Origin of the sequence: Brachyspira murdochii DSM 12563 (assembly GCF_000092845.1) — a bacterium.
In the GTDB taxonomy this organism is placed as follows: domain Bacteria; phylum Spirochaetota; class Brachyspiria; order Brachyspirales; family Brachyspiraceae; genus Brachyspira; species Brachyspira murdochii.
On record NC_014150.1, the window covers coordinates 1361964 to 1387854 of the forward strand.

General features: G+C 26.4%; 29 protein-coding genes and 1 pseudogene. 11 read left to right on the forward strand and 19 right to left on the reverse strand.

The genetic code is table 11. The annotated features are described in order from the left end of the window. Positions 1 to 519, reverse strand: a complete 519-nt coding sequence (locus BMUR_RS05890) for a YcxB family protein (RefSeq protein ID WP_013113684.1) — start codon at positions 517 to 519, stop codon at positions 1 to 3. A gap of 210 nt (positions 520 to 729) precedes the next feature. On the opposite strand from BMUR_RS05890, the pseudogene BMUR_RS14935 reads away from it, so the two are divergent. Together BMUR_RS14935 and BMUR_RS05895 are read left to right on the forward strand one after the other, a co-directional pair. After that, positions 730 to 855: pseudogene (locus BMUR_RS14935) on the forward strand (Rpn family recombination-promoting nuclease/putative transposase); the annotation flags it as partial. 269 nt (positions 856 to 1124) lie between these two features. Continuing rightward, a complete protein-coding gene (locus BMUR_RS05895; RefSeq protein ID WP_013113685.1) occupies positions 1125 to 2111 on the forward strand; it encodes a C45 family autoproteolytic acyltransferase/hydolase in 987 nt (328 codons plus the stop codon). A gap of 12 nt (positions 2112 to 2123) precedes the next feature. Here BMUR_RS05895 and BMUR_RS05900 read toward each other — a convergent pair whose 3' ends face one another. Together BMUR_RS05900 and BMUR_RS05905 are read right to left on the reverse strand one after the other, a co-directional pair. Continuing rightward, positions 2124 to 2585 carry a hypothetical protein gene (locus BMUR_RS05900; RefSeq protein ID WP_013113686.1) on the reverse strand — a complete coding sequence of 154 codons (462 nt, stop codon included), beginning with the start codon at positions 2583 to 2585 and terminating at the stop codon, positions 2124 to 2126. A gap of 83 nt (positions 2586 to 2668) precedes the next feature. Next, on the reverse strand, positions 2669 to 3094 hold the full coding sequence (locus tag BMUR_RS05905; protein WP_013113687.1) for an EamA family transporter: 426 nt from the start codon (positions 3092 to 3094) through the stop codon (positions 2669 to 2671). Between the two features lie 155 nt (positions 3095 to 3249). Here BMUR_RS05905 and BMUR_RS05910 point away from each other — a divergent pair, with 155 nt between their 5' ends. After that, the gene (locus BMUR_RS05910; RefSeq protein WP_013113688.1) at positions 3250 to 3792 is read left to right on the forward strand and encodes a hypothetical protein; all 543 of its coding nucleotides are present in this window, start codon (positions 3250 to 3252) and stop codon (positions 3790 to 3792) included. Further along, on the forward strand, positions 3789 to 4211 hold the full coding sequence (locus BMUR_RS05915; protein ID WP_013113689.1) for a hypothetical protein: 423 nt from the start codon (positions 3789 to 3791) through the stop codon (positions 4209 to 4211). Before BMUR_RS05910 ends, BMUR_RS05915 begins: the two co-directional genes overlap by 4 nt. Here the strand turns inward: BMUR_RS05915 and BMUR_RS05920 are convergent. From BMUR_RS05920 to BMUR_RS05935, 4 genes are all read right to left on the reverse strand, one after another. After that, positions 4208 to 5089, reverse strand: a complete 882-nt coding sequence (locus tag BMUR_RS05920; RefSeq protein WP_013113690.1) for a VIT1/CCC1 transporter family protein — start codon at positions 5087 to 5089, stop codon at positions 4208 to 4210. The genes BMUR_RS05915 and BMUR_RS05920 overlap by 4 nt on opposite strands. Positions 5090 to 5167: 78 nt before the next feature. Beyond that, positions 5168 to 5845 (reverse strand): HAD family hydrolase, encoded by a 678-nt coding sequence (locus BMUR_RS05925; RefSeq protein ID WP_013113691.1) that lies wholly within the window; start codon positions 5843 to 5845, stop codon positions 5168 to 5170. A 164-nt stretch (positions 5846 to 6009) separates the two neighbouring features. Continuing rightward, positions 6010 to 7572, reverse strand: a complete 1563-nt coding sequence (gene dnaX, locus BMUR_RS05930; RefSeq protein WP_013113692.1) for a DNA polymerase III subunit gamma/tau — start codon at positions 7570 to 7572, stop codon at positions 6010 to 6012. Positions 7573 to 7653: 81 nt separating this feature from the next. Further along, a complete protein-coding gene (locus BMUR_RS05935) occupies positions 7654 to 8247 on the reverse strand; it encodes a DUF1349 domain-containing protein (RefSeq protein WP_013113693.1) in 594 nt (197 codons plus the stop codon). 202 nt (positions 8248 to 8449) lie between these two features. Here BMUR_RS05935 and BMUR_RS05940 point away from each other — a divergent pair, with 202 nt between their 5' ends. Continuing rightward, complete coding sequence (locus tag BMUR_RS05940) at positions 8450 to 8866, forward strand: hypothetical protein (protein WP_013113694.1); 417 nt, start codon at positions 8450 to 8452, stop codon at positions 8864 to 8866. A gap of 133 nt (positions 8867 to 8999) precedes the next feature. Here the strand turns inward: BMUR_RS05940 and BMUR_RS05945 are convergent, their stop codons facing one another. Beyond that, positions 9000 to 9944, reverse strand: a complete 945-nt coding sequence (locus BMUR_RS05945; RefSeq protein ID WP_013113695.1) for an Rpn family recombination-promoting nuclease/putative transposase — start codon at positions 9942 to 9944, stop codon at positions 9000 to 9002. 249 nt (positions 9945 to 10193) lie between these two features. Further along, entirely contained in the window at positions 10194 to 11339 is a 1146-nt protein-coding gene (locus BMUR_RS05950; RefSeq protein ID WP_041750074.1) for a hypothetical protein, read from the reverse strand. Between the two features lie 115 nt (positions 11340 to 11454). On the opposite strand from BMUR_RS05950, the gene BMUR_RS05955 reads away from it, so the two are divergent. Both BMUR_RS05955 and BMUR_RS05960 read left to right on the forward strand, forming a co-directional pair. Continuing rightward, positions 11455 to 12522: a hypothetical protein gene (locus tag BMUR_RS05955; RefSeq protein ID WP_013113697.1), complete on the forward strand. Its 1068-nt coding sequence runs from the start codon at positions 11455 to 11457 to the stop codon at positions 12520 to 12522. A 23-nt stretch (positions 12523 to 12545) separates the two neighbouring features. Next, complete coding sequence (locus BMUR_RS05960; protein ID WP_013113698.1) at positions 12546 to 12869, forward strand: cell division protein ZapA; 324 nt, start codon at positions 12546 to 12548, stop codon at positions 12867 to 12869. A 107-nt stretch (positions 12870 to 12976) separates the two neighbouring features. On the opposite strand, the gene BMUR_RS05965 is transcribed toward BMUR_RS05960, so the two are convergent. Both BMUR_RS05965 and BMUR_RS05970 read right to left on the reverse strand, forming a co-directional pair. Then, positions 12977 to 14821 (reverse strand): methyl-accepting chemotaxis protein, encoded by a 1845-nt coding sequence (locus BMUR_RS05965; RefSeq protein WP_013113699.1) that lies wholly within the window; start codon positions 14819 to 14821, stop codon positions 12977 to 12979. 475 nt (positions 14822 to 15296) lie between these two features. Next, entirely contained in the window at positions 15297 to 15689 is a 393-nt protein-coding gene (locus BMUR_RS05970; protein ID WP_013113700.1) for a hypothetical protein, read from the reverse strand. Positions 15690 to 16273: 584 nt separating this feature from the next. Here BMUR_RS05970 and ribH point away from each other — a divergent pair. Both ribH and BMUR_RS05980 read left to right on the forward strand, forming a co-directional pair. Beyond that, a complete protein-coding gene (gene ribH / locus BMUR_RS05975; protein ID WP_013113701.1) occupies positions 16274 to 16744 on the forward strand; it encodes a 6,7-dimethyl-8-ribityllumazine synthase in 471 nt (156 codons plus the stop codon). A 191-nt stretch (positions 16745 to 16935) separates the two neighbouring features. Further along, positions 16936 to 17430: a rubrerythrin family protein gene (locus tag BMUR_RS05980; RefSeq protein WP_013113702.1), complete on the forward strand. Its 495-nt coding sequence runs from the start codon at positions 16936 to 16938 to the stop codon at positions 17428 to 17430. Between the two features lie 277 nt (positions 17431 to 17707). Here the strand turns inward: BMUR_RS05980 and BMUR_RS14325 are convergent, their stop codons facing one another. From BMUR_RS14325 to BMUR_RS05995, 3 genes are read right to left on the reverse strand one after another with little or no spacing between them, the layout of a single operon-like run. Further along, the gene (locus tag BMUR_RS14325) at positions 17708 to 18205 is read right to left on the reverse strand and encodes a hypothetical protein (RefSeq protein ID WP_013113703.1); all 498 of its coding nucleotides are present in this window, start codon (positions 18203 to 18205) and stop codon (positions 17708 to 17710) included. Positions 18206 to 18246: 41 nt separating this feature from the next. Continuing rightward, on the reverse strand, positions 18247 to 18783 hold the full coding sequence (locus BMUR_RS05990) for a hypothetical protein (RefSeq protein WP_013113704.1): 537 nt from the start codon (positions 18781 to 18783) through the stop codon (positions 18247 to 18249). Positions 18784 to 18824: 41 nt separating this feature from the next. After that, positions 18825 to 19028 carry a hypothetical protein gene (locus BMUR_RS05995; RefSeq protein ID WP_013113705.1) on the reverse strand — a complete coding sequence of 68 codons (204 nt, stop codon included), beginning with the start codon at positions 19026 to 19028 and terminating at the stop codon, positions 18825 to 18827. A gap of 278 nt (positions 19029 to 19306) precedes the next feature. Here BMUR_RS05995 and BMUR_RS06000 point away from each other — a divergent pair, with 278 nt between their 5' ends. After that, positions 19307 to 19543: a hypothetical protein gene (locus BMUR_RS06000; protein ID WP_013113706.1), complete on the forward strand. Its 237-nt coding sequence runs from the start codon at positions 19307 to 19309 to the stop codon at positions 19541 to 19543. 72 nt (positions 19544 to 19615) lie between these two features. On the opposite strand, the gene BMUR_RS06005 is transcribed toward BMUR_RS06000, so the two are convergent. From BMUR_RS06005 to BMUR_RS06020, 4 genes are all read right to left on the reverse strand, one after another. Further along, positions 19616 to 20959 carry an NfeD family protein gene (locus BMUR_RS06005; protein ID WP_013113707.1) on the reverse strand — a complete coding sequence of 448 codons (1344 nt, stop codon included), beginning with the start codon at positions 20957 to 20959 and terminating at the stop codon, positions 19616 to 19618. Positions 20960 to 21768: 809 nt separating this feature from the next. Further along, positions 21769 to 22191 carry a C-GCAxxG-C-C family (seleno)protein gene (locus BMUR_RS06010; protein ID WP_013113708.1) on the reverse strand — a complete coding sequence of 141 codons (423 nt, stop codon included), beginning with the start codon at positions 22189 to 22191 and terminating at the stop codon, positions 21769 to 21771. Between the two features lie 45 nt (positions 22192 to 22236). After that, the gene (locus BMUR_RS06015) at positions 22237 to 23211 is read right to left on the reverse strand and encodes a beta-ketoacyl-ACP synthase III (RefSeq protein WP_013113709.1); all 975 of its coding nucleotides are present in this window, start codon (positions 23209 to 23211) and stop codon (positions 22237 to 22239) included. A gap of 49 nt (positions 23212 to 23260) precedes the next feature. Further along, entirely contained in the window at positions 23261 to 23887 is a 627-nt protein-coding gene (locus tag BMUR_RS06020; protein WP_013113710.1) for a queuosine precursor transporter, read from the reverse strand. Between the two features lie 152 nt (positions 23888 to 24039). Here BMUR_RS06020 and BMUR_RS06025 point away from each other — a divergent pair, with 152 nt between their 5' ends. Further along, positions 24040 to 25185: a pseudouridine synthase gene (locus BMUR_RS06025; protein WP_013113711.1), complete on the forward strand. Its 1146-nt coding sequence runs from the start codon at positions 24040 to 24042 to the stop codon at positions 25183 to 25185. 53 nt (positions 25186 to 25238) lie between these two features. Here BMUR_RS06025 and BMUR_RS06030 read toward each other — a convergent pair whose 3' ends face one another. Continuing rightward, positions 25239 to 25853 carry a leucine-rich repeat domain-containing protein gene (locus BMUR_RS06030; RefSeq protein WP_013113712.1) on the reverse strand — a complete coding sequence of 205 codons (615 nt, stop codon included), beginning with the start codon at positions 25851 to 25853 and terminating at the stop codon, positions 25239 to 25241. Between the last annotated feature and the right edge of the window lie 38 nt (positions 25854 to 25891).

Genomic DNA, 25891 nt, shown 5'->3' on the forward strand with positions numbered 1-25891 from the left:
TTATTTTTTATAAGACAAAAGAAAATATGAATCGTCTGAACTTAAATAAGACTTAGGTATAATAATAGCAGACATCTCATCTACATAGAAAAATATGCATCTATTAGTACAATCTATTTTTTGTATATCTTCTTTATTAAACTTACTCACACCGCTGCTTTCTTTAAACACAACTTTATCATCATAAACAGTTAACTCTTTATCTCCAAAAACTTTATCTAGCTTTCCGCTTCTTGAATAGTCTTTAACTTTTTTTACTATCTTTTTTTCTATACGTTTTCTATATGTTAATATCTGTATAATAGAAAAAGCAGAAACTAATACTGCTATTATAATTATTAAAAATGCATTATCTCTAAAATATATGGCCATTGCTTCAAATACGATTAAATACAAACCTACTAATATTGCTATAGTTCTTTTTATTGTTTTGTTCATTGAGCTGTTCATCTTCAAATAATGAAGCTGAAAATCTATAAAATCATCTTCTGTAAGTTTGTACTTATATTCTTTTTTCATTAACTGCACCTATATTTGTATTATATTAAGTATAGTATAAGTATATTTTTTTTCAAGTATTAATAGACAATTTATAAAGTTGTTTTTCTTTAAACTAAAATAATATAAAAAATTATTTCTTTTATAGTTAATAACTTATTATTACAATTTTCGGGGCGGGCGGGCGGGGTAAGTAGATTTCCAATAAAATTTGTATTCTATTTTTTATAAGGTTTACAGGAAGGAAGAAGAGAAGAACAAATTAATATAGCTAGAAGTTTTAAAAACGATAGAATATATATAAAAATCATAAGCGAGAACACAGGTCTTAGTATAGAAGAAGTATTAAAACTATAGTATTACACATTAAATTAGATGCAGCTTTTATTGTATTATTTAAAGTAATATTTTATATCTGTATTTTACTTTATTATAACTGTGTTAAAATTTAATAAAAAAATAAAATGCAAAACAATTAATATATGGTTCAATTAAAAAAACTCTGATAATAATTAAACTAAAAAAAGAAAAAAATTTTTATTCATATTTACTTATAATTTTTATTATGGTAGTCTTTGCATAATCTTTAATGCTTTACTTATTAATTAAATAAACGAGGCTATAACATGTATCATTCAAGATTTTCTAAAACACATTATAATGCAGGATTAAAATATGGAAAAATACTTGCAAAGAACAATATAAATCCTTTAGATAAAATAAAAATATCAGAAGATAGAAAACATTTTGCTTCTAAATGCATGCCTATATATGAGGATTTTTTCCCAGAGATAATAGAAGAGATAAAGGCAATGGCTGAAGGACTTTCTATTGATTATAAAGATATATGTTCTTTTTTATTCAGCATATACGCTTTCACATTTGACAATAAATGCTCTGCCTTTGCTTTTAAAACTGATAAAGATATAATACTTGCTAAAAACAGCGACTTTTTAACAGACATAGAAAAATATTCAGACAGTGTATATTATAATCTTGATAATTCATACTCTTTTATTGGAAATACAACTGCATTTATAGAAATGGAAGACGGTATTAATCAAAAATGTTTAAGTATTGCTTTAACTTTTGTATATCCTGTAAAAATTGATTATGGATTTAATGCTGGAATGATAGTACGATATATTTTAGAGAAGTGCCGCACTTTAAAAGAGGCTTTATATTTTTTAAAAGAAGTTCCTATATCATCAGCACAAAATATTATAATAGCAGACTATAAAGGAAATATTGCTTTAATAGAATCAAACTGTGAAAAAATAGAAATAATAGAAAATGATTATGTATTTACTTCAAATCATTTTACAAGCGAAAGCATGAAAAAATATAATACAAATATGCATGATGATGTTTACTCTCATGAAAGATACAATACTTTGGAAAAAGCATTTAAAAATTATGAGTATGACTTTGATTTTGCTAAAAATCTACTATCAGGTAAATACGGATTTTTGTGCCAATATGACAGAAAAAATTTAAGTATTGATACTATCTGGTCAAGCATATATTCCATTAAAAATAAAACAGTATATAGAACAGAGGGAAATCCTTCAAGAAAAAAATTTAAGGAAGACAAAAGACTTATATTTGATTAATAGTTTTAATATCTATTTTTCAATTTTTTCTAAATAATCTTTAGCTTCATTATTACCCAAATTATCAGATAATATTCTTAAAAAAGAAACAGCCTCTTCATAATAAGGAAGAAACACTGAACTATTATTATACTGATGCTCTAATTTTTTTATTGTTTCTATAAGTAATTTTATATAATGAAGTGTCAAATCAAAATGCTTTAATGTAAAACAAATATTTATTAATCTTAATATATTATCAGGTATAGCTTCCAAATCAAAACTTTTATTATAATATAATAAAGTATTATCAAAATCTTTTTTGTGAAAAGAGCATTCTGCTATTTGAGCAAAGCATTTTATATTATCATATTTATCTTTGCTTATATCCAATATAGATAAATAAATATCTTTAGCCTCAGAATAATTTTTATTTTGAAAAAGTTTATCAGCCTGATGAAACATGTCTTTTATATTATCTATACTATTATTCATTTTTAACCTCTAAATGATTTTTTATAAATGATTAAAATATATAAAATTATATCATCTATAAAATAAATATCTAGTTAATATTTTTATAAAGTTATTATCAAAGTACCCGCGAGTATAAAAACAGCCCCTATTATAACCTTTAATGTTAAAGCCTCTTTCAAAAATATAGAAGCTAATATAATTGTAAATACTATAGAGAGTTTATCTATTACAGCTGCTTTATTTACATTTCCAATCTGCAAAGCCTTAAAGTAAAATATCCAAGAAAGACCAGTTGCTATGCCAGAAAGTATTATAAATATTAATGTTTTGCTGTTTATATTTTTTATAGTTTCAATTATAGAGGTGTTTTTATTTGTATAAAAAACTATAATCCAAGACATTATTAATATTATAATAGTTCTTATAGCAGTTGCCAAATTGGAATTAATATCAGAAAGCCCTATTTTTATTAATATAGCGGTTAGTGCTGCAAATATTGAAGAGAGCAGTGCAAATAAAATATACATAAATAAAAAATCCTTAAATAAAACTTATAAGTATTCTATATTAAAAAATATTATAAAAATATCAATATACTATAATTTTTTATGATTTTTCTTGATTTTTTGCCTAAAATATTATAGCCTATTAGTATGATAAAGAAAACTTGGGGGCTATTCTTATGGGTAAAAAACTTCCTTTAATTATTTTAACTACTACTATCATTACAGCCTCAGCAGCAGTAATGATATTTAAAAGAAAAAATAATAAAGGATTGTTTCATATAAAAAGTTATGACGGAAAATTTGATATAGCTTTTTCTAATGAATGGAAATTAAGCAAAGTAAAAAATGAGCTTAATGAAAACTCCAATTTAGAAGCAATAAATACTAAAAATGGAATATGCTTTATAATGTTTTCTAAAAGTAAAGAAGAATTAAATAATATTACTTTAGAAGAGTATAATGAAAATATTTTAAGTGGTATAAAAGGCGAAAATATAATATCAAGCAAAAGCGTAAAAGCTAATGATAAAGATTTATATATTACAGAATTTGATTCATATTATGAAAATGTTTTGGTTCATTATCTGCTTTATACTTTAGAAACAGAAAATTATTATCATCAGGTAATGATTGCTTTAATTAATAATAATATAAAAAATAATTACAGCAAAAAAATTAAAGATATTAATAATATATTATCTACAATAAGAGAGATATGAAACAGTTTATACTAGTATTTTTTTTGATAATCAATACCCTTCTTTTAGCAGAACAAAAGATATTCGTATCTACAAAATTAAAAGGAAGCGATTTAAGAAAAGAGATACTTAAATGGGTAAAACAAAAGGCACAAAATAATAAATTCAGCAGCTATGATAATGGGCTTGTATATTTATTTTTTGTATCAAATAATATTATAGATGATAACTCTTTATGTTTTGATATAAGTTTTCATTTGGAATATGACAAGTTTATAGTAAACTTTTCAAATACAAAGTTATTAGACAATACTACTGGAGATACTAAAGATTTAAAATTCAGCATTTGGTCTACTCTTACAAACAGCGGCTGGTTCAAAGAATATAATGATACTATAAGTATTATAATAGACGAATTAGAAAATATAGTAAATAATTAAATATCTATTCCCAAAAACTGCTTAACTAAAAGCCCAACTAAAAAACTTATACCAGCAACAGTTAAACTTATTCCAGCCATCTCTAAAAATCTTTTCTTAAAAGGCAAACTCTTAGCAACTGATATATAGTATGTGAAGAAAAATATTATAAATACCACTATACAAAGCATAGTAATTAATGCATACAAATAATGATTATTAGGGTATATTAGATAAGGCAGTATAAGAAGACTAACAGTTATTAAATACATTATTCCAGTATATGATGAAGACTTAAAAGCATTTTTATCTCCGTCAGCTTTGGCAGATAAATACTCTGATGAAGCCATAGAAAGTGTAGCTGATATTCCAGTAATAATTCCAGATAAAGCGACAAGACGGTTATTTTGCAATGCGAAACTAAGACCTGCCAATGTACCGCTTATCTCTACTAATGCATCGCTTAATCCCAAAACCATAGAGCCTACATATTTTAGTCTTTCTTCATCTAAAATATCAATAAGGCTTTTTTCATGCTCATCTTCTTCAAATGCTATTTTTTTGGCATCAGGAACTTCTTCTACTATCTTTGAATATATATACTCAGCGTCTTTTTCACCGCCTTCCATAATCTTTATAACAAAAGTATATCCGAATATAAAACTTAATATAAAAAATTTTAATACTTTAAACTTCTGAGGATTTAATTTTTTATTTGTATATTTCTCTAGTATTTTTGAATGTGCATATTCTTCTTTTGCTATTCTAATAAGCACTTTTTTATCATCTTCTTTTTTTACAAACTTTGCTAAATTTAAATATACTGCATGCTCTGTAACTTCATTTTGCTGCATTTCAAGTAAGAGTTTTAATGTTTCTTTTGAAATATTTGTTTCCATAGTAATATTCCTAAATATATTATATAAATAATACTATAAAAATCGATTAATTTCCAGCATAATAATTATTTATTTTTATTAAAAAAAATTACTTTTTATATAGTCTCTTACTTCTATTAAATCATTAAATTTTTTGTACGATAATTCTTTTTCATCTTCTTCTGACAATAAAAGCAAATCTGGTATATAAAATCTTTTTTCTATATTAGCATTTTTAGCAGATAATAAACCGTTTTTAGAATCTTCTAATATTATTACATTATTTTTATCAGTATTAAAATAGCTGCATACATTATTATACAAATCAGGATAAGGCTTTGGACGCTTGGCTTCATCACCGCATAATATATAATCAAATTCTTTTTTTAAATTAGTTTTCTCTAAATATAAATCAACTTTTTTTCTTATGCTTGAACTTGCTATAGCTTTTTTTATTTCTTTATCATTTAAAAAATTAATAAGTTCAGTGGCACCTTTTTTTATATTTATGCCGTCTTCTCTTACTATATTAAAAGCCTCTTCAATTTGATTATCTATAATATCATAAAATGTTTTTTCATCGATTTTTGATATTTCCATCATTGTATTTTTTATAGAAGTTTCATTTGAGCCTAATATCTTGCTAAAAAAAAGTTTTTCAACGTCAATATCAATATTATAATTTTTAAAAGTTTTTTTCCAAGCAGCTAAACTTATAGTTTCAGTATCAAGTAAAAGTCCGTCCATATCGAATATTACCAAATCTAATTTATTCATAATATGTTATATACCTCTAATGTTTTAATTTAATGATAATAATATAACAATCTTTTTTTCAAGATGATAAATTAATATTTTATTATAAAATAAAAAATTGGCAGTTTTTATACTACGAAAACTGTAAGATATATGAAGCAAAAAATATGATAATATAATTTACTTTATATAGAACCTTCGTCCACTTCTGTGGCCTGAAGACGGCTTTTTAATTTATCTATCATATTACCTTCAACAGCTCTCTGAAACTGTATAGCCACATCCTTATTCTTTGTAAACTTAGGTATAGCCTTTGATATCAAATCATTTATTCTCTTATCAGACTGCGTCATCTCGAATATATTGTCTGGAAGTGCTACTATTAATGTTGCACCTTTGCTTTCTATAGGATTGCCCTGCGATAAGAGTGAATATATAGTAGGGCTTTCTGTTTCTATAAAAGAAAGTATTTTATTGTAGAATATGCGTCTTTTATCGGTTGGATTTAGAGGTACATCATACTGAGGTTTAGGCTGATTTGATTGTGAAACTGCATTATTATTAGCACTTTCAAATCCGTAATCTTCATTAACAGAAGCAGAAACTGCCTGCATATTAGAAGCTATTATATCAACAGGACGAATCAAATTGTCAGTATTAAGTAAAAGAAGCATACGCATTTCAAATATAGTTCTAGGATTAGAGGCACTTCTTATACGCTCTTCTGTAAGCAGTATATAATCGAGTATTCTCTCTATCTCATCATCGCTGTAATGATTAGCAAATACTTTTAAATCATCTCTCTCATTTTCAGTAATCTCTAATAATTTTATATCATCAATACCGCTTTTTATCATAAGAACTACACGCATATACTCTATTACGCTGTTTGTAAATGTTCTAGGGTCTACCGCATCCTCAAATAATTTCTTCACAAACTCAAAATAAGATTTTTTATTTTCAGACATTATAATATCAAAAAACTCTTTAACAAAAGAAAAATTATTTCCTCCCACAACAGCATTAACATCAGCACTCGTTATATACTTTTTATCGGTAGTGTAAGCTATCATCTTTTCAAGTATAGTTTCACTATCTCTCACCGAGCCTCTTGCCTGCTTTGCTATTAAAAATATCGCCTCTTCATCATACTTAATATTTTCTTTATCAAGTATGCCTTTTAATATTTTCTCCAAATCTTCTATGCCTAAAGATTTAAAAGTATACTGCTGACATCGGCTTCTTATAGTAGGAAGTACCCTATCTGCTTCAGTAGTAGCAAGTATAAAAACTACATGAGCAGGAGGCTCTTCTAAAGTTTTAAGAAGTGCATTAAAAGCCTCATTCGTTATCTGATGCACCTCATCTATAATATATACTTTGTATTTTCCAGCTACTGGAGATATACGCACATTTTCTATAATACTTCTAATATTTTCTATACCTCTATTGCTGGCACCGTCAATTTCTATAACATCAAGAGGAGTTCCGTTTTCTATTTGAGTACATGACGGGCAAACTCCGCAAGGCTTATCAGTAGGACCATTAACACAGTTTAAGGCTTTGGCTATAATTCTAGCAAGAGAAGTTTTACCCACACCATGAGCTCCTGAAAAAAGATATGCATGTGCTATCTTTTTTTGGGCTATACTTTTTGATATAGTCTTTGTGATATGCTCCTGACCTATAACCTCTTCAAAAGTTTGAGGACGGTATTTTCTTGCTATTACTTTATAGTTTTCTGCCATATTTATAGTGTTCCATTATATTTATTTTTTGTATTATTTTTAATTAATTTATTTTAACAGACTATATTTATTTGTCAATTTTTATTTATGCTCATGCCATTTACACTCTGTTACATACATATCAGTAAATACTGCCTTAAAAGATGAATCTTCTGGGCTGCAGGCATATATTCCGAAACTTATTTCATCATCAGCTTTAAATAAATGAAATATTCTCATCTGTTTAAAATTTTCTCCGTCTTCGCTGTACTCTATTAAAAAATCGCTTTCTCTTCTGCTTAGCCTATAATACATCTCTTTTATAGAAGCGGATATATCCTGAGTAGCCCAGTCAGAATATCCGTTATTTGTAACAACACTTCCTAAACGCTGATAATTTTCATTTTCGTATTCTATAGAAGCCTTAAACCAATTTTCACTGTCTATATATATTATAACTCCGCACTGATCAAAACGGCGTTTGCTTTCAAATATTGTTTTTACTGTGAAAGAAAAATATTTATCTTTAGTTTTTGTCTGAAGTATAGGGGCATTATCATTTCTAAAGCCATAATATGTTCTCTGCCATAAGTCAGTATTAGCTTCTGTATATATTTCTATTTTTTTGTCATCAATTAATATATTCTTTGGTTCTCTAATACAAAATAATTTCTCTTTTAAAAATTCTTTATGCATAATTTATCCCCGTAATAAAAATAAAATACAAAAAGATTATATATCTTATTGTACTACAATTCAATAATTAATAATAATCAAATATTTTTTATTTTTACTATTGACTAAATATACATAAATTTATATAATACATACGGATTAGTTTTATTATTATATAATCGGCTTTTCATATAAAAAATCGGCAAAGGCGGTATTTAACAGTATGGAAAACTCATATAAAGATATGTACGACAATATCTTAAACAACTACGAAGAATACCTTAAAGTTGTTGATATATGTCATAATTTGTCTATGATAAGAATTAATAAGCTTATTAAAACTTTTGGCGGAAATAATTATGAAAACGAATGTTTCTATAAAGAAATAAAAAATGATAATATATCATATGCACTTGATATATACTGTGATAAAATAGATTCTACTTCTTTAATCCTTCATTCAAGCAAAGGCTCTGACGATTTGGAGAGAATACTTTCTGAAAATGAATGTATGTATGGTTTTTCCAAATCTGAAGATGAGGATACATTATACAGAAAATTTGTATTCCCAAAAGATGAAAAAAAACTGCTGTATATAACAGGAAAAATAATAGATTTACTAAAAAAAGAAATTGAATAATATTCAAGGTCTTAGCTGCAAATTTTCACAATCAATTTTCTAACTTATAAAGAGAAGTATTTATCTTTAATTTTATAGTATAATTTTGAATAATTATATAATGCACTTTTTAAAAGGTTATTTTACTCATCATTTATAATTCTAATACTTCTTCCACACTAAGCCCAGTATTTTCACTGATTATCTTTATATCTATACCAGCATTTTTTAAACTTCTAGCTATAGTAATTTGCTCTTTTCTTATACCCTCCTGTATACCTTTCTCTATACCCTCCTGCATACCTTCTCTCCTTCCTTCCTGTAAACCTCTCTCCATTCCTTTTTCTATACCTTCCTGTAAACCCTCTTCACGCTCTCTTCTTAACATTAAAGTCTGTCCGTATAAAAAAGCGTCTCTAGCATTGTAAACCTCAATCTCATCTTCACTGGATATAAAACGTTCATATTTATTTATTACTTTAGGCATAATATTATTTACCTCCTTTAATTTATCTTTAACTTTATCAAAATCTTTTGCTGTAAAAAACTCTATCCAAGATAATATTTTCTTTCTCTTAATATCTTCTGTGTTACTATTATATAATACTTTCTTAAACCTTGGAACTTCCACTATATGCATCTGAACCATATCTAAAACAATCTCTGGATTTTCAGTATCTATCAGCTTAAAACATCTGTGTGGCTTACCATCATCATTAAAATCCATATAAAAGTCTACAAAGTTAATGCTTATTACCTCGCTTATTATATCATAAGGCTCTTTTTCTTCTACTTCGCTTACTATATTCTTAGATATATAATAGTATATTCTCTTCAAAAAGTCTATATTTCCAGAAAGCTGTATTTCTATAATAACTTTTCTTTTATCTTTTGTAACTGCTTTTACATCAAGTACGGACTCTTTTAGATTAATATTCTCTGGTAAGTTATGTGGGTTAATTATCTGCAGGTTATGCACCGTTTCAAAGCCCAAATCTTCAAGTACGGCGTTTACTATGTTCTCTAGTATATCCTCACTTCCAACAGAGCCTAAAAGATAGCGTACAAAATAGTCGTTCATTCTGTTTATACTACGCATTATTATTATACTCCAAAATTGTTATAAGTAAATAAAATATATAAATATTAGTTAAACAAATTTTTTGAGCAAAATAAGCCAAGAATTTATAATTTTTTTATAAAAAAGAAAAGCTAACAGCTAGTAAGCATGCTAAATAAAAATAGAATATATAGTTTTTTTTACAATCTAATTACCCCGCCCGCCCACCCCATTTATAGTCAAATAAATTTTTTAAGAATGGGTATAAAAATGATAATTTTTTTAGTATCAAAATACGGCTTTCATAGCTATATAATATCTTCCATCTGTAGAACCTTGAAATCCGAAGTATATGGGGTTAAATTTTATATAAGCACTGTACTCTAAACAAAATAAGTCTTTTTTACTATTAAACTTTTCATCTTTATTTACAGGTATATAAAACATTGGTCTTAAAGCAAGATTAAGCATTTTCCATTCAGCCACTATTTCAAATCTTAAATAATGGGCATCATTGTCTCTCCAAGTGTATTCTCCAAGCATATTAATCCATAATTGTCTGTCAAGCAGAGGGAGTTTTCCCATAGCAGAGAGCTGCACGAGATGATGTGTTTTATCATCATTATTATTAATATTGTTATAAAGTGTTTCAAATCTTTCTGGAGATAATGAATTTTTTTTGTTGTACTGATATAAAAACTGAGCTTTAAAATAATCACCATGAACTTTTAAAAGTACAGCTAAAGGATTTGAGTCTTTTGAATATCCTTGAGAGTATGATATTTCATAATAATATCCTATAAGCCCTGCTCTAAACCCCATTTCATTATTCACTCTAGGCAGATACCAATGAGGCTGAGAAGAAGCAGATTCACTATCATAAACAGAAGGAAGCAGCATAAATGTGGAGCCGTTAATATCATTGACAGCCTTCATTCTAAAAGAAAGAAGTATTCTAGTTAATGTAACAGTCTCTATTCCAGCATCATATAATCCTATACTTCCTGAAACATTGTCTTTATCAAATACATCAAATTTGGCAGTCATAGTTGCAAAAGGAGTTGCCGAAAAGTACCAATCAAAATTAAATGTTTTTCCAACTGATAAGTACATATTAGGCATACTGAAATGACCGTCTTTTAAGTTTACTCCGATTATCGTATCCATATGAAGTTCTATAGTAGAAAGTTCATATAAAAGTCTTGAAGAAAAAGAAGTTTTTAAAGCAGTCTCTCTTTTATAGCTTTCATGTATATAATCAATGGGCATATAACTTTCTGTAGGTCTTATAGGTTCTATCCCTATATAAGGCCAAACTGTTATTATGCCTTTTAATAATCTCTGATCTTTTTCTGTATATGGAGATTGTGCATATACTTCTGAATAACTTATAATAATTAAGTTAAAAATTATAAATCTTAAAATATTTTTCATATATTTGTTTTTATTTGTTTTAATATTATAATATAATTTTATCATATAAATAAAAAATTGACAATTGAATTTATATGTGATATAATTTTTTAATAGTTTTTTGGGGAGTTTAAAATTGAAAGAGTTTAATATTTTAGAAGAAAAATTAAAGGATTTTTTAGACGATTATCAGCTAATTTCATTTGATAATAAAGAATTATTGCAAACTATAGATCAGTTAAAAAAAGAAAAAGAAGATTTAACTAATTCATTAAATCAGCTTAAAGATAATTTTAATTCTCTTAAAGAGGAAAAAACTATACTGGAAGCCGATAAAAGAAATGCAAATGATAATTATAATTCTATAAGAGAAGAAAGAGAAAATCTTATAAAACAGCTTGAAGCGGCAAGAATAGAATTAGAAACTACTAAAAGAGAAAGAGATACATTAAAATCAAACTTGGAAAATACAGAAAAAGATTCGGTAACACTCATAGAAGAAAATGACAGCGTAAAAAAATTACTAGAAACAGCAAACAGAACTATAGAAACTCTTACAAAAGAAAATAAAGAATTAGAAGAAAAACTAGGTATATTAATAGATAGAATAGACAGTGTAAGAAATGCCGGATTAAAAAAAGTGCATCATGCTTCTGCTGTAAATACTACTCCTAATAAAGAAGCAGTTAAAGAAGTTAAAGAAGTTAAAGAAATAAAAAAAGAAGAAGCAGTGCCTCCAAAAACAGAAGAAATAAAAAAAGAGGAAGTTAAAGAGATTAAGGCAGAGCATACTGGAGAATTAAATAATAACGAAGAAGAAGATCCTTTCAGCAGCAATGACTCAGATTATTATGAAGAGTATAAAGAAAGCGAAGTAACTAATAATTCAAAAGATACTATTAAAGAAGAGGCAAAAGAAGTAGTTAAAGAAAAGATTGAAGTATCTGTTTCTAATGTAAAAGTTACAGAGGAGGAAGACCCTTTTTCAAATGCTTCTGATGCGAGCTGGGACGAAGAGATAGAGAATGTAAAAGAAGAAAGCAAAGAAGAGGCAGATAATAGCAGCGATAATAATAATGCAGATAATAATGACAGTAATGAAAATAAAGAAGATAATTATGAGTTTGATATAAATGAAGATGATCAGTATATGTTCGGTGATGATGATGAGGAAGAGTTTTTCTTTGATAATGAATCAAAATAATTCTGTAAAAATGGGTAAATAAAATGGATAATAATACTTTAGAGGTTACAATATACGGCAGAACTCTTAATATAAAATCAAGCGAAGAGAATGCTGAGTATCTAAAAGAAGTTGCTGATTTTGTTGATGAAAGTATGAATGATATAGCAGAGCATTATGGTTCAAATTATCCTAGAGATACTATAGCAATATTAGCTTGTCTTAATATAGCAGACCTTCTTAAAAGAGAAATAGCTAATAGTAAGGCTGGAAAAGATACTTTATTAGCTTTAAAAGAAAGTATAGCTTCAAGGTCTAGTAAATTAATAAAACTTATAGATGAAACTAAAGAAAATTCTAAAGAATAATTTTATAATAATATGCAAATTAAAAAAGACCTGCATGAAAATTTGCAAGTCTTTTTTTATTTTAAAAACAATGAAAAATATTTTATTTAAATTTAGATTACTTACTTTTAATTCACTTTAAAGAAACTCATAGCATTAACCAATTCTACAGCCTGATTAAGCAATGATGTAGAAGAAGCAGAAGCCTGTTCTACTAAAGCAGCATTTTGCTGAGTTACAGTATCCATATCTGTAACCGCTTTATTAACCTGCTCTACACCTTCATGCTGCTCTACTGCTGTAGAACTTATATCCTGCATGATTTTAGCTGTATTTTCTATTTTTATTTGAAGATCGCTGAATATTTCCTGAGATATTCTTGCTGATTCTGTAGCTTTATTAATTTTGTCATAAGCATTATCAACTAAATCAGTAATATCTTTAACAGATGACTGAGTAGTTTGAGCCAAGTTTCTAACCTCGCTTGCTACAACAGCAAATCCTTTTCCCTGTTCTCCTGCTCTTGCCGCCTCTACTGCAGCATTCAAAGCAAGGATATTAGTTTGAAAAGCAATGTCTTCTATTATCTTGGTAATATCTTTTATTTTTGTACTGGCATCATAAACTTCTTCTATATTTTTTGTTGTATCGAGTATTATCTCGCCTGCATTCTGAATGGAAGTTCTTGAATCTATCATCATTTTATTTCCTTCAACAGACTGATCTGCTGATGATTTTATTGTAGAAGCCATTTGCTCCATAGATGAAGCAGTTTCTTCCAAACTTGCTGCCTGTGCTTCTGTACGTTTTGATAAGTCTGCACTTCCTTGTGAAAGCTCTTTTGCATTCATTCTTATTTCATCTGCTGAGTTTCTTACCTTTACTATTATATCAGATAGTCTGTCTCTCATATCAAAGAATGAGTTAGCTAAAACTCCGAGTTCATCTTTACGGTTGATATTTCTATGTGTTGAAGTTAAATTTCCATCTGAAATTTCTCTTGAAATAAATACAAGCTCATTCAAAGGTTTTGTTATGCTTTTTATGTATAATGCTATTATTAAAGTACATACTATTATAAATAAAGTACCTATAATTGCTGTGCGTATAATAGTATATTTTATTTCTTTATATATTTCGCTGTCTGCTTTAGCAAATATCACAGACCAAGGCATAGTATGAATATTTTCATAAGCGGCAGAACGTTTTCCTTGATGATCTTCACTATTATAGGACTCTATAATTCCAGTATGGCTAGTTTTTATTACACTATAAACATCTGGAAGTTTATCCCCTATTCTTTCTTTATCAGATGATAATATTACATTTCCATCATTATTTGCAACTGTAATACGTCCGTTTATATTAAGATTGCCTATAAAGTCATTATTTACTTTAGCCAAATCTAAATTTATATATATAATTCCTATGAGCTCTTTTGCTGAGTTTCTTAATCCGCCGCAAAGTAAAAGTGCCTGTCCGCCTGTTGTAGAAGATATACTTGTTGCATTATCATAAGTATAATTATAGTTATTAGCTTTCATTCTATTAAATAATTCAGGGTGAACATTTGCTATAGATACACCCTCTAGTTTTGGATTAGAATTATCAAATATAATATTACCGTTAATATCTGCTGCTCCTATATTGATAGAGTATGTATTAACAGATCCGAAATCTTTTAATCTTTTTACTGCTTCATTTTTTAATGCTTCATTTGAAGGATTTAATACAGCATTGATTACAGCCCCGGATTGTGCATACGTAGATATTACAAGAAGCTGTTCATGCATAACCATATCTATCATAGAGGAATATCCTGATACTGTAGCACTAAATCCTTCTAAAGCAGATTTTCTTATAGCTCTTGAAGAAGACCATATTGAAATTATAGCTAAAGTAGATATAGTTATAAAAATAATAAAACTTATTATAATTGGTACTTTAAATGATAAACTGTGAATTTTTTTCATAGTGAAAAACCTCGGTATATACAATATTTTTATTTTCTAACGAAATCGATTAGACTTGTATAAAAGAAATACAAACTTAATTTAACAATAAAATTATCAAAGTCAATAAAAATTATAATTTTTTTTTAATTTTAGGTATATAATTAGGTATATAATAAAGTTTTATGCTAATTATTTTACAAAATGCTTAATATTTATAAAAAAATAATAAAATATTATTCTATAATAAAAATTCTAAAAAATTATCAAATGTGTCTTAAAACATTAATTAATTTTAAAAAATACATATAAACAAATTATAATAACATATTTATTTCTATAAAATTTGAACTGCAATATTATTTGTAATAGTTCTTTGTATAATATTTTCTTTAGCAATACAGTATTTTGGCACAGCAATAGATACTATGCTTTTAACGGTTTATAAAATAGTAATACTGCTATGTTTTATAATGTCCTATATTTTTATTTAAAATTATTCTATTTTTGAGAGTGTTCCCTCACTTAATGTATTATCTGTATTTTCTATTTTTAATATTATATAGGTATCATGAAAAATAAAAGTGTAATTATTTCCGTATTTAGATGCCTGATATGATATATCATCTGTTTTTACTAATTCTTCTTTTGATATTGTAAGCATTTTATCATAGGCATTTCCGCCTTCAATAGTAATTTCTATTGAACTGTCTTCATTAACTATTAATATGCATTTATTAATAGTAAGATCTCTGACATAGGCTTTAGTAGTTATACTACCTTCATATCTTGCTGCATATTTATTTAATTTTACTATAGAATCATTATTAAAACAGCTCAATATAAAAAGATTAATAAAATATAATAAAATTATAATTTTCTTTTTCATAAACACATTCCAAATTTAAAATATGATATATCATACACTCTATTTATCTTATTATCAATTAATTTTATTCTTACTAAATAAAAATAATATACTTTTTTAAAACTATTTAAATAAGTATTCAGCTGTAAATATACATAAATATTGTAATACGAGACAGCTTAAAAAAAATGATAATATACATTCATAAAAAATAAAGAAAATAAAAAGCTATTATAATCGTTTTTTATATGTTTAATAATTTAATATATAAGGCAAGCAGCATAAATATATAACAAATCATCATAAAGTTTTCTATAACTGTTAATATTATATTTTTTTTATTTTATAATAAAATTATTGATAATAAACTAAATAAAGTGTATGATATATAATATTTTATTTTCCTCATACGTATTCAATACGTAAAATATACTTATAGCTAGTTTGAGGATAAAATTTTCAAATTGATATATAGGAATTAATACAAAAATTATATAAACTATAGTAAGTAATTTCTATATACAAATAATTTTTTAATATGCACTTTTTGCAGCTTTTTGCGTCTGAAAAAAGCTGAAAAATATAATTAAGGAATTAATACAATTATGAAAACTTTTGAAGGAAAACTCGTTAGTGAAAAACCAGTTAAAATTGGTATAGTATGTGCCAGATTCAATGAATTTATTGTTTCTAAACTTTTAGGCGGTGCTTTAGATGCTTTATCCCGTCATAATATTAAAGACGATGATATTACTGTAGCTTGGGTACCTGGTGCTTTTGAAATACCTCTAATAGCTTCTAAAATGGCTAAATCAAAAAAATATGATGCTGTTATATGTCTTGGTGCTGTTATAAGAGGTTCTACTACTCATTATGATTATGTTTGTGCCGAAGTATCTAAAGGTATTGCTAATGTATCTCTTAATTCTGATGTACCTGTAATGTTCGGGGTTTTAACTACCGAAAACATTGAGCAGGCTATTGAAAGAGCTGGAACTAAAGCTGGAAACAAAGGTTTTGATTCTGCTATGGGAGCTATTGAAATGGTAAACCTTATAAGAGAAATAGAAAAATAATATCAGATTACATATAAATACTATATCGTTAAAAACAAGGGCTTAAATTGTTTTTATGCTCTTGTTTTTTTTATTGTCATTATTGTTATTATTTGTTATATTTAATATAAATTCAAATTATAGACATAGATTTTTTATTATAGTTAGTATATAATATTTATTAATAACAATTATCAATAACGGGAGCTAGCATGAAATTAAAAGGATCTAAAACAGAGATTAATTTGAGAAACGCATTTATAGGTGAGGCTATGGCAAGATGCAGATATATGTTCTATGCACAAAAGGCAAGAGAAGAGGGAAAAGAGGATGTGGCTTTAATGTATGAAAGAGCTGCTAGAAATGAGCAGGAACATGCAAAAATATGGTTTGAAAATTTTCATGGTATACCTTCTACTGAAGATAATTTAAAAGAATCTATAACAAATGAAAATTATGAATCAATAGACATGTATTTATCATATGCTAAAACAGCTCAGGAAGAAGGATTTGATGATTTGGCTATGGCTTTTATGAATGTAGCAAGAATAGAAGACGGACATAAAAAACAATTTCAAAGTTTCTTGGAAGATAAAACATTTGATATAAAAAATTGGCAGTGTGATATATGCGGATATATTGATTTAGATGATGAAAATCCGCCTGTATGCCCTGTATGTAAGAACCGTAAGGCTAAAAAACAATAATGCATTTTATATTATTGTTAAGAATTAGAGTGTGCTTTCAATACTAAGATTTTTAAGTTTGTCAGACGTGAGAGTTTATTCTTACTTATTAAATGGCAAACAGTATAATAAAGTGCGGTGAGTGTATGCTTTATTATAATAAATAAATATTATAAAAGAAATTTATTTTATGTTTAAAAAGCAAAATTGATAAAATAAAATCCATTTATGTATAAAGAATTTTTATTATAATAACAAGTTTCAAACACCGCCTTTTATGAATTTATTGACTACTTTTTTAAATCTTATTCCAAACTTTTTTCAAAAATACTGCTAAAAATACTACAAAAGCCGCAGTAAATGCTAATTTAAATATTCCCTCAAAAATATCTTCTAAGTTATGAAGTATATAATATACACCAAAAAATCTTCCGGAAAATATAAACAAAAAAGCAGCTAATAATAATAATGCAAAAGCTGATAAAGCAATAATTAAAACTTTTTTATTCTTTTCATTATTTTTATTAATTGTTTTTATATTTTCATCGTTCTCTCTATTTTCATCTTTATTATTTTTATCATAAACATTTTTTATAAAGTATATTAAAAAAGCAAATGCTGATATTGTTATTGATAACAGCAATAATATTTCAGCTATATTCTCTAAATTATGTAATAAATAAAAAACATTATAAGGTATGCCGAAAAATCCTAAAGCAATTATTATTGATATAATAGCTAAAGCACCTAATGATAATGCAATTACAGCAGGCTTTAATATTACATTATTTTTCATATACTACTCCTTTAAATAATTAAAAAAATCACTATAAACAATTATTTCTTTTTACTGTTTGATTTTAATTTGTACTCAGGCTTTAGTTCATATACTTTTTCATATCTAGGGTCATCATCAATTTTGTTTGGAAGTCTTTTCTCTCTTCTGTCATAATCTCTTAAATCATATTCATACTGACCATCTGAAGTTTTTTTTCTTACATCTCTATCACAATTGTCATACCTTCTTATTCTTCTATCGTCTTCATCATCATATCGTCTCGTTCTTCTATCGTCTTCATCATCATATCGTCTCGTTCTTCTATCATCATAATCTTCATAATCATCATCATAGTAGCCGCGTCTTCTTCTATAATTTCTCTCATCATCATTTCTTTTTATACTTCCGGAGGTTCTGTCATCTTTGAGAAATTTCTTTATAAAATACATCACAGCAGCTATCATGAATATTATTCCTACTAGCTTTCCAATATCTTCTATAAAATCAAAAGCATCATCTATCAAATCAAAACAGTACAGATTATTTTGCATAATGATAAAAGCATATACTAAGCCCGAAATTGATAACTTTTTCATTAATTACTTTCTCCAATTTATTTTCTTATTCTCTTATACTTTTATTCTTTGTTGTTGGAACTATTATCTTTTTTTATATACTTTTTAAAGAAATAAACACCAGCAGCTATTATTACAACTATGCCTATTATTTTGGCTAAATCATCAAATATGAAATCAAATGTATCTTCTATTAAGTCAAAACAGTATAAATTAATGCTTACTATAAACATAGTTATTAATGTTATAAAACCTAATTTTTTCATTCTGTTTCCTCCTTATATTAATTTTTATATTATCTCTATATAATATAGTATAGCATAATATTATTATTTTGTAAATATTATATAAACAAATTTTACAAAAAATGTATTAATGTAAATAAAATGTAAATTAATATTTTGTACATTTTATACGTTTTTAGAGCCTTTTTATAATTATTTTATTAACAATTAATAAAACTTATAATAAAATAAAATCGTTAAGGTTTTTTTTATATTACCGTTAATACAAGTAACTAAAGTACTAAATAAGGAGTATTGGTATGACAGTTAATAAAATTAATAATGCTCAGTCTTTGCAGCAGATTCAGGCTAATCCGCAGAAATCAGATGCAGCACCTCAAAATGCTGTTAATACACAAAAACTAAGTCAGCAGATGAGCGGAATATCACCTCTATCAAGCAGATATACCTATGCTATAGGACAGGACGGTAAAAGATACATACTTCAGCTTAGAATAGACATTTCTTCAGTCAGAGCTTTTAGTTCTCTTGCTTAAATGTATTTTTATATAAAAATAAGCTGGAAATTAAACATTTTTCCAGCTTATTTTTTATGTATTGCATAATAATCAATTATTTATTTTCTTTACTACTATTTTACTGCCTTCTGTGAGTATCACTTTTAATTTACTGCCTTTATCTATAAACTCTCCGTCGCTTACAGCATCATACTTTTTATCATCTATTATAATAAATCCGGACGGTCTTAAATAAGTATCGGCAATACCTTCTTTATTAAGCAAATCTTTATAAGAAATGCTTGTATTATATCCAGATGTATCATCTGTAAGTATAACAGTTCTTTTCATATCTTTTGATTTTACTACAAATTTAGCTATTAAAAATATAAGTACAATATCAATTATCAAAGATGCAAAGATAACTATAACAGATACTGCTATATTATGAATGCCGAATGATATAAATATACTTGAAAATATACCGATTATACCAAGTATTCCAGTAATTCCAAACCCCGGTATAAGAAATATTTCTACACCAAGAAGTATTAATCCCAATACAAATACTGCAGGTGCAAGAAAATTACTGTCGCCTGATAAAAACTGAGCAAAGAAAAATACGGAAAAAGCGATTATTGCTGTTACGCCGCCAATACCAAAACCCGGAGTTTTTATCTCTAAATATACTCCAGCTATACCTATTGATATTAATATACTTAGTACAAAAGGATTTAATAAAAACTTTAATACAGTATCATACTTTTCTTCTTCAACTGTAATTATCTCATAATTATCATTCATATTTTTTAATTTTATAATCTCTTCTATAGAATTAGCCTTATTATCAGCAATATTTATCCTTACAGCTTCATCAGCACTTAAAGTGAGAAGTGTTTTATTATCCAAATCAATACCGTCATTTTCTTTTGTTAAAACAATAGTTTCATCAACCATAGCTTCAGCTGCTTTTATATTTTTTTTTGTAGTTTCTGCAGAAGCTCTCATAGCAGCACGCATAGCACTTATTTCTTTTTCAGATGCTTTTTTGCTTTCATTTCCATTTAAATATACTGGAGTAGCTGCTCCTATTACACTGCCGTCAGACATATAAATTTCTTTTGCACTTAATGATATTAAAGCACCGGCAGATAAAGCATTTTTATTTATATATACTGCTACAGGAACTTTGCTTTCTATAATATAGTTTTTTATTGATAAGGCAGAAGATAGAAGTCCTCCTGGTGTATCAAGCTCTAATATTATTAACTTGGCATTATCTTCACTGGCTTTGTCTATTGCTTTTTTTATGTATCCTGCATACCATCGGTTAACCTCTTGAAAATCCTGTTTTTTTATTACATATATCTTATTATTTTCTGCGTAGGCAATACCTGAAAATATTAAAATAATAAAAATATTAAGTAAAAGTATTTTTGTTAAATTTTTTATCATTATCCATTCTCCGTATTATAATTAGCATTGCTTCAAAAAGTAATTAAACTATTTTGATAATCGGAACTCTGAACGGCTTAATTAAACCCGTTTATTTTACAAATTATAGAAATAAGGTTAAAACAACTCTATTATAAAATCACATATTTATTTTAGTATAAGTAAAAAAAATTTCAACTTAATTAATTATTAAAAAGACTTTTTTAATTAATATATTAAAATACTGTTTTTTGATTTTTAATATACTTTATAGATTTATTTAGATTAGCATTTACTAAACGCACGCAGAACGCATTTTTCATATCAATCAATTTAGTATTCTCATTTTATTTTATATAAGAATTTCATTAAACGTGCGTTCAAGAAAATTATAAATTAAAAAAACGCTTGGGTGGGGCTAAAATAACAGATAAAGCAAAAAATAAAAACTATGCAGAAATAAAAGGTAATATTATAAATTTTAAAGGGTGGGGAGTTTAAAAAAAATTTCAGAACTTTATTTTAATCCCCGCCCTCTTAGATTTTAAAGCTTTATTTTTTTAATCGGTTTTAATTAAATTATAAGATAAGTAGTTCAAAAGCAAACCCGCCCTAGTATTATTTAAATTTAATACTTTGCTGCACGCACGCAGAACGCATTTCTTTATATCAGTCAATTTAGTATGCTAATTTTATTTTATATGAGAATTTCATTAAACGTGCGTTCAAGAAAATTATAAATTAAAAAAACGCTTGGGTGCGGCTAAAATAACAGTTAAAGCAAAAAAGAAACAGCTCATAAACAAAGTAACAAATATTAAAAAAATTTTTTATTTATCTTTTCTGTATTCTTTATATTTTTCCATTAACTCATCAAATATTTTGGCCGCTTCAAATATTAGATAATCGCATCCGTTTTCTGGGTGTCTGTATTTTTCTACTAATGGGTCGCAGTTTGTACTTTTCATCTTATCATTAAATTTAGTTATATATTCGGCTTCTATTTCTTTTACTAGAGTTCCTTCATGTCCCCTTTCTTCTATAAATGCCTTAGAGAAAGCCATTATACCGCCAGTTAATATTCCACAGGTAAGCCCCATGGCCATACCGCCACCAAAACCAGCAGCTAATTTTAAATCATTTTTATCTATATTCAAATCATATACTTTATTTGCACCGTAAAGCATTTTTTCAGCACAATTTAAATCTTCTTCTTTGCCGAATCCTGAAGTTAAATATTCATATAATGTCATCTTTATAACCTCTTTTAATTATAATTTTTTAATCTATATTTATCTCTAAAACTTTATTAAGGCAGAACCCCAAGTAAGACCAGCACCAAAAGCAGTTAATAATACATAGTCTCCTTCTTTTATGGCTCCATTTTCAAATGCTTCTGTAAATGCTATACCAACACTTGCAGCAGATGTATTTCCGTATTTTTGTATATTCACATAAAATTTATCATCTGTAAGAGACAAACTTTTAGCAACAGCATTCATTATTCTAGTATTTGCCTGATGTGTTATTATAAGCGATAAATCTTTTAATTGTAAATTGGCATTTTGTATGGTTTTATTGATAGTATGATCAAAAGTTTTAACTGCTTTTTTAAATACTTCAGTGCCTTCCATATATATAGTATTTGTTTTATCTAAAACATTTTCTTCTGTAATAGGCGAAACACTTCCGCCTCCTTTTACTATAAGTATGTCCGGATTAGATTCTGAGCCTATATCAGTAGCTATAATACCTTTGCCGTCATCTGAAGCCTCAAGCAATGCACTGCTAACTCCGTCCCCAAATAGTATAGCAGTGCTTCTGTCTTCCCAGTTGAGTATATCCGAACATTTTTCTGCTGCTATTATCAAAACTTTTTTGCATTCACCGCTTTCTATAAGTGAAGCTGCAGTATTCAAAGCATATATATATCCAGAACATGCTGCGGATATGTCAAATGAAAGGCATGAGTTTTTTATATTAAATGCCTTTTGTATAAGTCCTGCTGTAGAAGGAAAAGTGTATGACTTTGTAGAAGTAGCAACTATTACAGCATCGGCATCTTCTATTACAGCTCCCTTTTCTTTAAGTTTTTCTACAGCTTTAACGGCCATATCTCCAGTGCTTTCATCTTTATCTGCTATTCTTCTCTCTTCTATTCCAGTTCTTGTAACTATCCAATCATTATTGGTATCAAGTGTTTTTTCTAAATCATAGTTTGTAACAACTTTTTCAGGCAAATATGATGATAAATATTTTATACTAGCTTTCATATTATTTTACTCTCTTAATTGTATTTTTTAATATAAAAATAAACAGCAATTAATTTTTATCTTTTACCAAATATATCATAGGTACACTTATTACAGTAACCGCATATTTTACAACAAAGTTAAATATAAATATTCCAACCAAAGCATCAAAAGGCAAAGCACCCCAAAATGCTATAATTACAAATACCAAGTTATCTACTGGTATACTGAAAGCATTACTTATTAATACTCTAAGCCATTGATATTTTTTTGTAATTTTAGTAACGAATAGATGATATATTTCTGTATCTACAAGCTCTGATAAAGTGGAACCTAGTATTGAAGCTATTGATATTCTAAGTACAGGACTTAATGTTGCTTTAAATGCTTCATTAAACTGCCAGCTTGCATCTGCAGGTATTTGAGAGACTATATAAAAATAAATAGGAGAGAAAATATTAATAATAGCGGATACTATTATTAGTTTCTGAGTATTTTTCTTTCCTATAGTTTTATGAGCCATATCTCTAATTGTAAAGGCTAAAGGATATAAAAAAGTTCCTCCGTCTACTGCAAGTTTAAGAACATTCGCTATTTTTACGCTTGCTATATTTGATATCATCTGACATGCTATATATGAGCAGATTACAAGTATGCTTATAAATGAAATATTATATTCTTCTTTTTCTGTATTCATAATTAAAATCCATCATTTTTTATTAATAAGATGATATATAATATATTAAAAATAAATTTTAGTCTATATGCATTTTATTAAGTTTTGACAAATTAATAAAATTAGTATATGATAAAGTCCGTCAAATTTTTTAGTGAGCATTTTAATATATTATGAAAAAACAAAAAAATGAAGAAGCAGTAAGACTTGTTAAAGTAATATTAGAATCTGGTTTTGCAAGCAGAAGAAACTGCGAGAAAGCCATAATGTCTGGAAGAATAAGAGTAAATAATGAGGTTATATTAGACCCTGCATATAGAGTAAAAGAATCTGACAGTGTTTCTATAGACAGAAAATTAATAGAAAGACAGAGAAAAAGATATATGGCATTATATAAGCCTCTAGGTGTTGTAAGCACTACAAAATATTTGCCAGGAAGAAGAATAATTACAGAGTTTTTTAAGGGTATAAAAGAAAGATTATTTTATGCTGGAAGGCTTGACTCCGAATCAAGAGGCATTATGATAATTACCAATGACGGAGAGTTTGCAAATATTATTACTCACCCATCTTATGAGATATTAAAAGTTTATGATGTTACAGTTAATGGAAAAATAGATTCAGAAAAATTATATGAAGCAAGCAAAGGTATTACAATAAAAAATATAACTTATTCGCCTTTTAAGTTTAAAATATTATCCAAAGGAAGAGTTCAGAGTAAAATACGTCTTACTATCAATGAAGGTAAAAACAGAGAGATAAGAAAGATATTTGATTATTTAGGATATAAGGTTATAGACTTGGAGAGAATATCTGTAGGCTGTGTAAGCAAGTATGATGAAACTTCCGGAACATTAGAGGCAGGTCATATTAGAGATCTTACAAAAAAAGAAATAGAGTTTTTCTTTAAACAGAAAGATAAAAAATTAAAAGATATAGAAAATATTTTTGCCAATGTTTCAGAATATGATGACAATATTATAGATGATGATTATGCAGAAGATAATACCTACTCTGATATATCTAACAAAACAGAACAAGATGAAAAAAAAGAAAAAAAGCATGATAAATCTAAATGGGCTAAAGCAAAGCCTAAGAAAAAAAGATTAGTTACAAAAAGGGAAAATACATATAAGGCTAAAACAAATAAATCAAAAACTCTGAAATCTGCTAATAAAAAAAATAATTTTAATAGTTTTGAAAATAAAGAGTATAAAAAGAATGATTCTAAAAAAAGAAGTTTTAATAAAGAGAGAACTGATAAAAGTTTTAATAAAAAACAAATTAATAAAAAGAATACTAACAAAAAAAGAATATAATATTACAGCTTAAAAAATTTATTATTTAAATATTTAAAAATTATTTTTTATAATCATTTTATATTATTTTCTGAAATAGAAATAAACTTTAATTTTTTTAGCTTTATCAATTCTTCCGGAATATCATCTAATTTATTTGAATCGAGTATAAGTTCTTTGAGTTTTTTTAAGTTTTGTATTTTTGTATCTATTTTTTTTATTTTATTAAATGAAGCGTCTATAAACTTTATATTATAAAGCTCATATATTTCATCAGGCAGATAAGAAATACTGCAGCCGCTTATATCAAGTTCTTCAAGTTTTTTTAGCATTTTTATATTTTTATTTAATTTATACATATTGTTATAAGAGATATTAAGAGATTTTAAGTTTGTAAGCTCAAAAATTTCTTTATTAAGATATTTTATTTTATTAGATGATATATCAAGTTTTTTTAAGTTTTTTAAATTAGCTATTTCTTTTGGAATATTTTTTATATAATTCATAGATAAGTACAGATTTTCTATATTTTCAATTTCAAAAAACTCCAAAGGAATATCAGTTATATCTAAATTGCTTAAATTTAATTCTTTTATATTATCAAAATCTTCTTTTTTTATATTTACTATATCATAAGCATCATTTTCTTTAGCCCATTTGATTATATATTTAAAATTACTTTTAGTCATATTAAAGCCGTATTATTATTTAATCATTTATTATTATA